The following is an 11,049-nucleotide window of genomic DNA, read 5'->3' as shown; positions in this document are numbered from 1 at the left end:
TAACCAAGTTTCAAGCGATTTCGTACATAGCCTAGGGCCGGGCGATTGGTACGGGTGTTTTCCCTGCAAATGGCCCTTGCCAAGGCGTGGCGGGCTGACTGTAATGCGCAGGGAACCACCGCCTGAGCCCTCGCCGTGAAAAACCTCCTGCTGACCCGTAGCCTGGAAGGCCAGCGCCTGCTGCTGCGCCCGTTGCAAGCCGATGACGCCGACGCCCTGGTACGGGCCGCGTAAGACGGCGAGTTGTGGAACCTGCCCTTCACCGTGGTGCCGTCGCAGGCCACCGTCGCGGCGTACATCGGCACGGCCCTCGCCGGCCGCGAAGCCGGCACGGTGATGCCCTTCGCCATCGTGCTCAAGGACACCGGTGAAGTCATCGGCTCCACCCGGTTCTGGAAGATCGACCGCCACTACCGCAAGCTGGAAATCGGCAGCACCTGGATCTCGACGCGCTGGCAGAAGAGCTTCGTCAACACCGAGGCCAAGTACCTGATGCTGCGCCATGCCTTCGAGGACCTGGCGTGCGTGCGGGTGCAGTTCACCACCGACGAAATCAACGCCCGCTCGCGCGCGGCGATCCTGCGCCTGGGCGCCCAGCAGGAAGGCATCGTGCGCAACGAGCGGATCATGCCGGACGGGCGCAAGCGCAACTCCGTGCGTTTCAGCATCATCGACGAGGAATGGCCGCAGGTGCGCGATCGGTTGCAGGCACGCCTGCTGCGCGACTAAGGGAGCCAATCACCTCCGGCCCGGTCTGATGAACACCGAGGCACACCCGAACAGCAGGCACCCGCATGAAAAAATCTTTAGGGGCATTGGCCGCCCTCCCCCTGTTTATCGCCACGGCCCAGGCCGCCAGCTTCGACTGCGGGCGGGCCAAGCAGCCCACTGAAATCGCCATCTGCAGCGACCGCCAACTGAACGACCTCGACGTCGAGATGGCCACCACCTACCGCCTGCTGCGTGGCCTGTTCGCCATGGGAAACCGTGGCGCGATGCAGGATGAACAGGTGGCCTGGCTGCAGGAACGCAACGCCTGCGGCAGCGACAACGCGTGTCTCCAGCGCCAGTACGAGAAACGCCTGACGCAGTTGAAAGCGCGTTATGACCGCATCGAAAAACCGCTCTGAAGCCTTGCCGGACGTGGCTTTGAGGTAAAACATCTTTCACTGTGCCAGACAGCCTGCCTGTTTATAGTGAACCCGCTCCTTTGATGAACCTCCCATTGAGCCCGCCCGCATGCGGGCTTTTTTTTCAGCGGTGCTGCCACTTCCGGCAACGTACCGCCAAGGCGAAACCAATCCGCCAGCGCAACGCTCAAACGCTCAACTCCCAGCCAGAGAGCGCCCCCCTTGAAAGCACCCCGCGACGCCCTGTCCTGGTCATGGACCCGCGTGGTGCAACGGGTGGGCAGTCACGAACAGGGGTATCTGGAGCATTGCCGGCGCTATGCGCTGGGAACGGACAAATGACCCGGCGTCCCGTCAGGGCGGCGCCGGGGCATTGAATCAGGAGAGGAAACCCTGCTGGACGGCGACGATCAGGAAGATCCCGAGGGCCGCACGGTAGATCACGAACGGCCAGGTGGAGAAACGCTCGAGGAAACGCATCAGGCCCCAGATCGCCACGAAGGCCGAGACGCTGGCGACCACGATGCCGAACAGCAGGTGGCCCCAGGCCTCAGTCGGAATCTGCGCATGGTGCAGCACCCACAGCTCCTTCAAGCCGGCCAGGGCGATTGCCGGCAAGCCGAGCAGGAACGAGAAGCGCGCCGCCTCTTCGCGCTTGAAGTTGAGAAACAGCGCCGCCGTCAGGGTCGAGCCGGAGCGCGAAACGCCCGGGATCAGCGCGCCGATCTGGGCGATGCCGACGATCAGCGCATCACGGAGGCGCATTTCACCGACCACCCGCTGGTGCCGACAGGTGAACTCCGACACCGCCAGCAGCAGCGCCATCACCAGGCAGGACACGCCGATCACGGTCAGACCACGCAGGGGCGAATCGCAGGCGTTGAGCGTGGAAGACAGGGCCAGGCCGGCGATACCGATCGGAAGGGTCGCCAGGATGATCGCCACCGCCAGCTTGAACCACTGGCTGTCGAAGTCGCCCTGGCGAACCGCCGTGACACTGCCGCCGACCACGTCGCGCACATCGCGCCAGAAATAGCTGACCACCGCCGCCAGCGCCGCCAGTTGCATGGCCGCCGAGAACGCCGAGCCCGGGTCCTGCCAGCCGAGCACCGCCGGAACGACACGCATGTGGGCAGTGGAGGAAATCGGCAGCAGTTCGGTGATGCCCTGGATGATGCCGAGAATGCCGATCTGTAGGTAGTTCAGGGAAGCGAAGCCGATATCGAGGCCGGCGGAGCAGACGTTAGACAAGATGAGTTCCTGAAAAGGGCGAGGGGTTCACGGTCTTCGCACAGGCGCGCAGCAGCGCCTTGAAGCGCAGACACAGTGCGGCGAATGATGGGCCGGTTCCCGCCGAATTTCCAGTTAAAACAAAAGCAAAAAGGCAAGCAGTAAACTAATTCTATTTATGTCAAAGCCGACCCCAGGCGCTCCGCACCCTGGGGCCGGGACGTCCGGTCAGACCGCCGCCTCCTGCGTCGAATGGGCGACAGCGCCGTAGTAGCGCCAGCAGCAATGGTCCCGGTGCCCCGGCAGAATCACACAGCCGCTGAGGCTCAGCAGCAGGACCGCGGCAACGAGCAGCGAGAGACGACGAGACAGGGTGGTATTCCTCAGGGTGCGGTGGATAGAGCCGCTGCACGGACGACGCCACAGCGCCTGTCGATGGTCAACGGTTACCGGTTGAACGCGGGCACCTGGAGAAATCCGTCGCACCCCTCGTACGATTTCATCAACGCCGTGGCCACCCTGGGTAATACTTCTTCCCGACACGGCGGAAAAGCCCGCGAAAAATTTTCGGTTTTGCCGCGACGGATTTTTTCGGCGTCCTGCGTTCAACCCATCAGCAGCGTTCACTTTCGTCCGCCGCATGAAGGAGTTGTCATGAGACCTGCACGACCTCTGGCCACATTTCGCCTTGCCCTGCTCATTCCCCTGGCATTCGCGGCCCTGACCAGCACCCCGACCTTCGCCCAGCCCGAGATCATCATTCGCGAGGCACCGCCGCCCATGCGCGTGGAAGCCATTCCTGTCGAACGCCCCGGCTACGCCTGGGATCGCGGGCACTGGCGCTGGGAAGGCCGCGGCTACGTCTGGGAGCCGGGCCACTGGCAGCGCGTGCGCTACAACGCCCGCTGGGAACCGGGCCACTGGGCGCCGCGCGGGCCGAACTGGGTGTGGGTCGAAGGCCACTGGATCCGCTGAATGCAGGCCCCCGGCTGCGCGCCCCGCAGCCGGGCCATCCGCTCAATCCGAAGCTGAGCCACCGGACCGGGATTTGCCATATTGAAAGAAACTGATCCGGACGTTGAATTGCTGGCCCGCATCGGCAACAACGAACCGGCGGCCGTCAACGAGATGGTGTCGCGCAAGCTGCCCCGTCTGCTGGCGCTCGCCGCGCGGATCCTCGGCGATGCCGAAGAGGCGCGGGATGTGGCCCAGGAGAGCTTCCTGCGCATCTGGAGGCAGGCGGCGAACTGGCGCAGCGGCGAGGCGCGCTTCGACACCTGGCTGCACCGGGTCGCGCTGAACCTCTGTCACGACCGCCTGCGCCGGCGCCGGGAACGCCCGCTGGCCGACGACGAGGAGCCGATCGAGGTGCCCGACAGCACGCCGGCGCCCGACGAACAACTGGAAGCGGCCGCCCGCAGCGAACAGATGGCCGCGGCGTTGGCGGCGTTGCCCGAACGGCAGCGCGAAGCCATTGTGCTGCAGTATTACCAGGAGCTGTCGAACATCGAAGCCGCGGCCCTGATGAACATCAGCGTCGAGGCACTGGAGAGCCTGCTGTCGCGGGCCCGGCGCAACCTGCGCGGCCACCTTGCCGAGACGCTCGGCGATGCCGGACTGGGGAGGGAAAGACGATGACGCCCGAACGATTCGCCCAACTGGCCGAGGCCTACGGCGCAGACCTGCGGCGCTGGCCGGCTACCGAGCGGGCCGGCGCCGAGGTATTGCTCGAACAGCGCGACAGCAGCGCCCTCGCCGCCCTCGATCAGGCGCGCCTGCTCGACAACCTGCTGGACAGCCACCAACTGCCGGCACCGGACCCGGCCCTGATCCGCCGGATCCGTCTCTCGGCCGGCCAGAACCGCGCGCCCTCCTTCTGGCAGCGCTATGCCGGCTGGCTGTCTCCGGCCGGCGTCGTCGGCGTCGGCGTGGCCGGGATCGCCGCCGGCATCCTGGTGGCCTCCCTGAGCCTGCCGTTGCCCCTGCATTCCGCCGAAGTGCTGCCCAGTGTCTTCGACCACGGCGATGCCGACATCGTCTTTACCGTCAACGCCGAGGAAACCGAACAATGACCCCACCCAAGTACCTGAAGCCGCTGCTGGCCGTGTCATTGCTGCTCAATGTGTTCCTGATCGGCGGCGTCGGCGGCGGCCTGTATCACTGGCTGGTCAACGCCCGGCCGGCCGAGGTCGCGGTCAACCAGCATGGCTTGCGTCAGGCGCTGATGCAGTTGCCCGAGCCGCGGCGCAAGCAACTGCGCCAACTGCTCAGGCAGAACCAGGCGAACAGCCAGCCGCTGGTCCTGGCCGGGCGTGAAGCGCGCCAGGACGTGATCCGCCAGCTGGAGGCCCCGACCCTGGACCGCAACGCGCTGCTGGCCGACCTGGCCCGGGCCCGGGAAGCGGACAACTCGCTGCGGGTGCTGATCGACAACACCCTGGCGGACTTCGCCGACAGCCTGCCGCTGGATGAACGCCAGGAACTGGGCAAGGCCTTGTACCAGCACGGGCAGGCCAAGGCGAAAATCGCCCGAAAGGAGTGATGACCGCGACGGATTGCGCAGGCCCATGCGTTTAACCGACAGAAGCCCGCCAACCGGGCGTCGGCCCTATCGTCACCCAGGAATCACGCCATGTCCCGAATACTCAAGAGCACCCTTGCCGCCGCCCTGGTGGCGGCCACCCTGTCCGGTTGCGTCGTCGAGCCGGTTCATCCACGCCGCCCGCCACCGATTGTCGAGGTCGTCCCGGTGGCCCCGGCGCCGGGCTACCACTGGGTCGCCGGGCACTACCGCTGGGGTCGCGGCCAGTGGGTCTGGGTGCCGGGGTATTGGCGGTACTGATAGGAGCTGGTGATTTAAAAACGAACAGCAAGACCTGACGACCGATGAGCGCAAGGCACTGCGAGCAATCATCGAACAGGGGAGAACGCCAGCCGGCACCGGGCCGCGTGGCTGCCGGCTAGAGGTCGTCCTGGCCCCCATCCCTGTGCCCCGCTTCCAGGGCGGCGACCTCCTCCACCCGGTCCATCTCGCTGCGCACCACATCGCACAGGTCCTCGCAACAACGGAAGTAGGCACGCTCGGCAATCTTGACCGCCTTGAAGCCCTCCTCCAGCGCTTGCGGTTGCGTCTTGCTCAGGGAGGCCACCGTCAACCGCCAGGCTGCGCGGGCACTGTCCCTGGCCGCCAGATAGGGCTTCAAGCGTTCCGAGTCGATCATCGTCATGGGTGGCTCCTGCCGGGGGCGCTCAACTGTTGTCTGTCTGCAATCAATGTAGTGCGGATCAGGATTATTGCCTCCCTATTTGCGCCCCACCGCCGTCACCGCCAGGCGATCGACCGCACTGACAATGTCTTACCAGAACCAGTACGGCAGAAACTTCGGCGTCGGCTCGTTCGCCAACTCCAGGTGATAGGTGATGGAGTTGAAGAAGAAGGCATCCAGCGCCAGGAACGTGGCGACACCGAACGCCAGGATGATCAGTTCACGATGCCGATGTTCGGCGCAGTGTTTGCCAAGCAGATGACGGGCGACCAGCAGCACGGCCAGACTGCCGAGCACGGCGGGATAGTTGGGCAGGAGTGGATGCACCGCGAAGAAGTTATAGGCAAAGACAAACGCAACCAGTCCCAGGCCAATCCACGGCAGCCTCAGGCAAAAACGCAGCAAGCCGTTCTTCGCCCCCTCGAACAGACCGCTCCTGTCGACGAAGATATACGCCGCCAACAGGGAAATCGCTGGCGTGATCGACAGGATATAGCGGGCCTTCTTCGCGTTCGGAATGGTGAAAAACAGGATCAGCGCCATGAACCACGCCGCCAGGTAAAACAGCAAGGCGGTATCGCTCTTGCCAGGCGCGCGAAAGAACGTCTTGTACTTGCGCGCGACGACATACAGCGTGAAAAACACCGTCACGCCATAAGTCACCAGGCCGCTGCTGAAGTAGAAGTAGTAGCGCGGCGCATGGCCGCCGGCGAGGCGATCCAGCCCCTGCATCATCAGCACGTCGTGCAGGAAATCCATTCCCCCCTGCACATAGGCGGCCCACGACAGCAAGGCGACTGCGGCGACCAAAATCAGCCCGGACAGCAGCGAAAACAGCCCCAGCGCACGCCACTGCCGGCTCAGCAGGTAGTAGCAGCCGACCACGATCGACGGCCCGATCAGGCCGATAGGCCCGCGAAACGCAAAGCCCAGCGCCAGCCCGAGAAACACCAGGGGCAGCCGTGAAGGGTCCTGTTTCACATCACCGCGATACACCAGGTAAAAGCAGATCAGCGTAAACAGCGCCGGATAGACATCCAGTGCCAGCGAGTTGACGCTGTCGAGGAACGACCAGGTGAATAATGAAAAAAGTGCCCCGTACAGTCCCCACTTGCGGTCGTGCAATGCACCCAGCTTGTAGATGAACACCAGTATCAGGGCGGCCGTGATGCAATAAGGCAGGCCCATCGACAACACCGAGACCCGACCGAAAGGCAGGGACACCAGATACATCAGCAGCGTATTGGCAATCGTGTAGTCGGGATAAGGCTTCAAGTCGTCGGCAATGGGAAACAGCGTCACGCCGTGATACAGCATGTATTCGGCGAAATCGACGAAGCGGGTGGTGTAATTGAGAATGGCGGGCTTGTACTGCAGGCCCATGAACACCATGAGCGAGAGCAGGAAAATACTCAGACAGGGCTTCTTCATGACCCGTCCGGTCAAGGCGTCCATAGCGTCAGGGCTTCCAAAAAAAGGCGGATGTTACAGCGGCCCTGGATGGAACACCATGAACATCCGCAGCGCCTGGCGCTGTCGCCATCATTCGACAGCCTGCTCAAGTGGCGGCGCCTGGGCAATGCGGCGTCCAGGCGTGCTGGCGCTCCAGCACGGCGTCGGCGGTTTCACCCAGCAACTCGGCGTACACCCCGGGAGCGGTGGCGCCTTCGGTGTTGATGATCAGCACCCGTGAGTTCGCATCGAGGCCGACCGCCGCCGCACCGCCCTCCTTGACCAGGCGTACGAGCCCGGCCAACCCGGCGACACCGGACTCGCCCGCCACCAGCGGGATGTCGCCGGCACTGCCAGCCGCCAGCCGCCCCATGGCCGCCACCGCCTCGTCGTCCTCGATGGTCATGAAGAAATCGACACAAGGCTCAAGGAACCGCCAGGCCAGCGGCGAGGTTTCCCCGCAGGCCAGGCCCGCCATCACCGAGTCCACCGAGCCGGTGGCTTTCGCCGGCTTGCCCTGCAACGCGCTCTGGTACAGGCAGTCGGCCTGCTCCGGCTCGACCATGACGAAGCTCGGGCGCTGCGCCCCCTGCTGCTGCCACAGGTAGCTGGCGATACCGGCGGCCAGGCCACCGACACCGCCCTGCAGGAACACATGGGTAAACGCCGGAACCTGCGCATCGGCGGTGGCCTCGACGATTTCCGCAGCGATGGTGCCGTAGCCCTGCATCACATCGCGGGGGATCACTTCATAACCTTCGTAGGAGGTGTCGGAGACCACGGTCCAGCCATGGGCCCGCGCCAGTGCCGCGGCCTCCTGCACCGACTCGTCGTAGTTGCCGGCGATGCGCACGATGGTCGCGCCATAGGCGGCAATCGCCTGTTCGCGCTCGATGCTGACATGGGCATGCAGGACGATCACACAGCGGCAACCGATGCTCTGCGCCGCGGCCGCCAGGCCCTTGCCATGGTTGCCGTCGGTGGCGCTGATCACGGTGAAGTCCGCCAGTGCCTCGGCGTACCGGCCGTCGAGCAGTTTGTGCGGTTCCAGGCGCCGTTCGGGAAAGGTGCCCAGGATCAGCCGCAGCAAGGCGACCGGCGCCCCCAGCGCCTTGAAGCTGCCCAGCGGCGACCGCACCGACTCGTCCTTGACCGACAGGTGCGCAATGCCCAGTTCCCGGGCCAGGTCGGGCAGCGAATACAACGGCGTGGCGCCGGCATTCAGGCGCTTCCAGGGCGCCAGCCACTGGCGACTCTCCTGGGCCTTGGCGATGCTCATCAGCGACTGGAGCGAATCGGGGTACGGCTGGCGGGTGGCCTTGGGGTTGGCGATCAACATCAGGAGCTCCTGTTGAGAGGCAAAGGGGGACCGATACCGCTGGACGCGATGTTCAGCGGCTCGGCGTGACCGGGTGAAATCAGGCAGCGCCAAGGCGGCGACGGACGACGTCGAGCAGCACCTGGGCGCCCTGGATCAGTTGTTCGTCGTCGGTGTGCTCGCGCGGGTTGTGGCTGATGCCGCCACGGCTGGGGACGAAGATCATCGCCGCCGGCGCGATGCGCGCGATCATCTGCGCATCGTGGCCGGCACCGGAAGTCATGCGCCGATGGCTGAAGCCGAAGCGTTTGGCGCTGGCCTCGATCTCGTCGGCCAGCTCGGCGTTGAAGACCACCGGCTCGAACCGCACCAGGCGCTCGGTGGTGATGCTGACCCCTTCGCGTTCGGCAATCTGTTCGAGGCAGCGGCTCAGGCGCTGTTCGGCACGGACCAGACGGGCTTCGTCGGGGTCGCGCAGGTCGACGGTGAAGGTCGCCCGGCGCGGGATGACGTTGATCACATCGGGCTCGAATTTCATGCAGCCGACCGTGGCCAGGGTCGAGCCGGCCTCCACGGCGATGTTGCGCAGCTCGGCGACGATAGAGCAGGCGACGAACCCGGCATCATGGCGCAGACGGGTTGGCGTGGTGCCGGCATGGTTGGCGTTGCCCCGGACCTCGACCTGCTGCCAGGAAATGCCCTGCAGGTTCTCGACCACGCCGATCAGGGTGTTCTCGGTTTCGAGGATCGGCCCCTGCTCGATGTGCAACTCGAGGTATTCATGGGGCACGATGGCACCCGGCTCCAGCGAACCGGCATAACCGATGCGCTGCAACTCGTCGCCCAGGCGCGTGCCGTCGGTGCCGATGCTGTCCAGTGCTTCTTCCACCGACAGGCCGCCGGCATGCACCAGCGAGCCCAGCATGTCCGGCTGGTAGCGCACGCCCTCTTCATTGGTGAAGGCGCCGACGCTGATCGAGCGCGGCGGCAGCACGCCGGCCTCGCGAAAGGCGCGGATCACCGCCAGGCCGGCCAGCACGCCATAGCAGCCATCCAGGGCCCCGGCGTTGGTCACGGTGTCGATATGCGAGCCCATCATCAGCGGGCGCTGATCGCCGCTGTCCTGGGCCGAACGCAGGGTGCCGAAGATATTGCCGATGCGATCGACCTGAACCTCCAGGTCGAGCTCACGCATCCAGCCGACCAACAGATCGCGGCCGGCCTTTTCCGCGTCGGTCAGGGCGATCCGGGTGCGCCCGCCCTGCTCGGCATCGACGCCGACCTGGCCCAGTTCCCGGATCTGCCGCAGCAGCCGCCGGCCATCGAGTTGCAGGGGTGTACTCGCCTTCATCCGCCATATCCTCCGGGGCCGCGCGCGTCGGTGCGCCGCCCCCTGTTATCGATCATGGGAGAATCTTATTCGTTGCCGGCGTACGAAAAGCTTGATTTTCAGGTGATGAATGCAATTTTATTGCGCCACCACGGCACCACTCGCCGTTTGCCTACGGAGCGCTCCCCATGGACCTCGATCACTTCGACCTGGCCCTGCTCGATGCGGTGCAACGCGATGCAGGCACCTCGCAACTGGACCTCGGCGCCCAGGTGAACCTGTCCAGCGCCGCCGTCAACCGGCGCCTGAAGAAACTCTGCGCACAGGGGGTGATCCAGGGCACGGTGGCCCAGGTCGATGCACGGGCGCTGGGTTACCCACTCACGGTCATTACCGAGGTGGAGGTGGAGAACGAGCGTCTGGACCTGCTCGACGACATGAAGAAGACCTTCCTCGCCTGCCCGCAGGTGCAGCAGTGCTACTACGTCGCCGGCGAGTGCGACTTCGTGCTGATCATGCTGGTGCGGGACATGGAGCAGTACACCCAACTGACCCGGCAGCTGTTCTTCGAGAGCAACAACGTCAAGCGCTTCAAGACGCTGGTGGCGATGAGCAACGTCAAGACCGGGCTGTTCGTGCCGACGCTGAGCGAGTGACCGCCGGATCGGGGAAAACAGCACAGGAGTCCAATCACGGATAGTTCTCACTCTCTATCCTGCGCTCATGTTTTCCCTGTGCGAGATTGCCTGATGCCGACCCAGACCGCCCCCCATGACATCGTGACACTCGTGGTCCGGCACCGCGTGCGTGCGCAGTACCTCACCGAGTACGAGGCCTGGCTCAAGACCTCGGTCCGCGCGGCCATGTCCCAGGACGGCCACCTGGGCGTCAACGTCATCCGCCCCGGCGAAGCCGACAACACCTTCACCACCATCGTCCGCTTCATCGACGCTGCCCGCCTGCAGGCCTGGATCAACTCGCAACTGCGCGAGCAACTGATCCGCGAAGTCGCGCCGCTGCTGGAAGAGGAAGACCGCCCGGAAATCGAGACCCAGGCCGAGTTCTGGTTCACCCCCAACCACGCCGATTCCAAACAGCCGCCCAAGTGGAAACAGGCGCTGCTCAGCTACGGGGTGATCGCACCGCTGTCCATGGTCATTCCGCAGCTGTGGGGCCCGGTGTTCCAGGCCAATCCCGTGCTGGGCGGGATCGTGCCCAGCAACCTGATCATCACCGCCTGCATCGTCGGCCTGGTCACCTACCTGATCATGCCCAAGGTGACCCGCTGGCTGGCGCCGTGGCTGGCCGCCAAATAAGCGATCC

At 65.0% G+C, this 11,049-nt stretch carries 13 protein-coding genes and 1 pseudogene; 9 read left to right on the top strand and 5 right to left on the bottom strand.

The genetic code is table 11. The features are described from left to right. The first annotated feature begins 150 nt into the window (after positions 1-150). Together PF66_RS25885 and PF66_RS25880 are read left to right on the top strand one after the other, a co-directional pair. Positions 151-729 (top strand): annotated as a pseudogene (locus tag PF66_RS25885) (GNAT family N-acetyltransferase). 65 nt (positions 730-794) lie between these two features. Beyond that, positions 795-1,130, top strand: coding sequence for a lysozyme inhibitor LprI family protein (locus PF66_RS25880; protein WP_054059102.1), 336 nt, complete (start codon positions 795-797; stop codon positions 1,128-1,130). Positions 1,131-1,508: 378 nt separating this feature from the next. Here PF66_RS25880 and PF66_RS25875 read toward each other — a convergent pair whose 3' ends face one another. Then, on the bottom strand, positions 1,509-2,381 hold the full coding sequence (locus PF66_RS25875) for an undecaprenyl-diphosphate phosphatase (protein WP_054059101.1): 873 nt from the start codon (positions 2,379-2,381) through the stop codon (positions 1,509-1,511). 633 nt (positions 2,382-3,014) lie between these two features. On the opposite strand from PF66_RS25875, the gene PF66_RS25870 reads away from it, so the two are divergent. The 5 genes from PF66_RS25870 (at position 3,015) to PF66_RS25850 (ending at position 5,202) form a co-directional block, all read left to right on the top strand. Further along, on the top strand, positions 3,015-3,335 hold the full coding sequence (locus tag PF66_RS25870) for a YXWGXW repeat-containing protein (protein ID WP_054064207.1): 321 nt from the start codon (positions 3,015-3,017) through the stop codon (positions 3,333-3,335). An 81-nt stretch (positions 3,336-3,416) separates the two neighbouring features. After that, entirely contained in the window at positions 3,417-3,998 is a 582-nt protein-coding gene (locus PF66_RS25865; protein WP_054064206.1) for an RNA polymerase sigma factor, read from the top strand. Next, positions 3,995-4,432: a hypothetical protein gene (locus PF66_RS25860; RefSeq protein ID WP_054064205.1), complete on the top strand. Its 438-nt coding sequence runs from the start codon at positions 3,995-3,997 to the stop codon at positions 4,430-4,432. Before PF66_RS25865 ends, PF66_RS25860 begins: the two co-directional genes overlap by 4 nt. Beyond that, a complete protein-coding gene (locus PF66_RS25855) occupies positions 4,429-4,902 on the top strand; it encodes a periplasmic heavy metal sensor (RefSeq protein WP_054064204.1) in 474 nt (157 codons plus the stop codon). The genes PF66_RS25860 and PF66_RS25855 overlap by 4 nt, the downstream gene beginning before the upstream one ends. A 90-nt stretch (positions 4,903-4,992) precedes the next feature. Continuing rightward, the gene (locus tag PF66_RS25850; protein WP_054060818.1) at positions 4,993-5,202 is read left to right on the top strand and encodes a YXWGXW repeat-containing protein; all 210 of its coding nucleotides are present in this window, start codon (positions 4,993-4,995) and stop codon (positions 5,200-5,202) included. Positions 5,203-5,320: 118 nt separating this feature from the next. On the opposite strand, the gene PF66_RS25845 is transcribed toward PF66_RS25850, so the two are convergent. The 4 genes from PF66_RS25845 to PF66_RS25830 form a co-directional block, all read right to left on the bottom strand. After that, on the bottom strand, positions 5,321-5,587 hold the full coding sequence (locus tag PF66_RS25845) for a hypothetical protein (RefSeq protein ID WP_054060819.1): 267 nt from the start codon (positions 5,585-5,587) through the stop codon (positions 5,321-5,323). 129 nt (positions 5,588-5,716) lie between these two features. Next, complete coding sequence (locus tag PF66_RS25840; protein WP_241494443.1) at positions 5,717-7,057, bottom strand: ArnT family glycosyltransferase; 1,341 nt, start codon at positions 7,055-7,057, stop codon at positions 5,717-5,719. A 127-nt stretch (positions 7,058-7,184) separates the two neighbouring features. Then, positions 7,185-8,417, bottom strand: coding sequence for a diaminopropionate ammonia-lyase (locus PF66_RS25835; protein ID WP_054064202.1), 1,233 nt, complete (start codon positions 8,415-8,417; stop codon positions 7,185-7,187). 79 nt (positions 8,418-8,496) lie between these two features. Further along, a complete protein-coding gene (locus tag PF66_RS25830; RefSeq protein ID WP_054064201.1) occupies positions 8,497-9,747 on the bottom strand; it encodes a Zn-dependent hydrolase in 1,251 nt (416 codons plus the stop codon). A 167-nt stretch (positions 9,748-9,914) separates the two neighbouring features. Here PF66_RS25830 and PF66_RS25825 point away from each other — a divergent pair, with 167 nt between their 5' ends. Further along, a complete protein-coding gene (locus PF66_RS25825) occupies positions 9,915-10,382 on the top strand; it encodes an Lrp/AsnC family transcriptional regulator (protein WP_054060823.1) in 468 nt (155 codons plus the stop codon). A gap of 93 nt (positions 10,383-10,475) precedes the next feature. Beyond that, on the top strand, positions 10,476-11,042 hold the full coding sequence (locus tag PF66_RS25820; RefSeq protein WP_054064200.1) for an antibiotic biosynthesis monooxygenase: 567 nt from the start codon (positions 10,476-10,478) through the stop codon (positions 11,040-11,042). Positions 11,043-11,049: the final 7 nt, after the last annotated feature.

Origin of the sequence: Pseudomonas asplenii (assembly GCF_001293465.1) — a bacterium.
Taxonomy (GTDB): domain Bacteria; phylum Pseudomonadota; class Gammaproteobacteria; order Pseudomonadales; family Pseudomonadaceae; genus Aquipseudomonas; species Aquipseudomonas fuscovaginae_B.
This window is presented reverse-complemented; position numbering and strand designations above follow the sequence as displayed.

What these genes read in the sequence shown, in the direction of transcription:
- PF66_RS25880 (WP_054059102.1), top strand. Translation starts at nt 795, where the DNA reads ATGAAAAAATCTTTAGGGGCATTGGCCGCCCTCCCCCTGTTTATCGCC.
- PF66_RS25870 (WP_054064207.1), top strand. Translation starts at nt 3,015, where the DNA reads ATGAGACCTGCACGACCTCTGGCCACATTTCGCCTTGCCCTGCTCATT.
- PF66_RS25860 (WP_054064205.1), top strand. Translation starts at nt 3,995, where the DNA reads ATGACGCCCGAACGATTCGCCCAACTGGCCGAGGCCTACGGCGCAGAC.
- PF66_RS25855 (WP_054064204.1), top strand. Translation starts at nt 4,429, where the DNA reads ATGACCCCACCCAAGTACCTGAAGCCGCTGCTGGCCGTGTCATTGCTG.
- PF66_RS25850 (WP_054060818.1), top strand. Translation starts at nt 4,993, where the DNA reads ATGTCCCGAATACTCAAGAGCACCCTTGCCGCCGCCCTGGTGGCGGCC.
- PF66_RS25845 (WP_054060819.1), bottom strand. Translation starts at nt 5,587, where the DNA reads ATGACGATGATCGACTCGGAACGCTTGAAGCCCTATCTGGCGGCCAGG.
- PF66_RS25840 (WP_241494443.1), bottom strand. Translation starts at nt 7,057, where the DNA reads ATGAAGAAGCCCTGTCTGAGTATTTTCCTGCTCTCGCTCATGGTGTTC.
- PF66_RS25835 (WP_054064202.1), bottom strand. Translation starts at nt 8,417, where the DNA reads ATGTTGATCGCCAACCCCAAGGCCACCCGCCAGCCGTACCCCGATTCG.
- PF66_RS25830 (WP_054064201.1), bottom strand. Translation starts at nt 9,747, where the DNA reads ATGAAGGCGAGTACACCCCTGCAACTCGATGGCCGGCGGCTGCTGCGG.
- PF66_RS25825 (WP_054060823.1), top strand. Translation starts at nt 9,915, where the DNA reads ATGGACCTCGATCACTTCGACCTGGCCCTGCTCGATGCGGTGCAACGC.
- PF66_RS25820 (WP_054064200.1), top strand. Translation starts at nt 10,476, where the DNA reads ATGCCGACCCAGACCGCCCCCCATGACATCGTGACACTCGTGGTCCGG.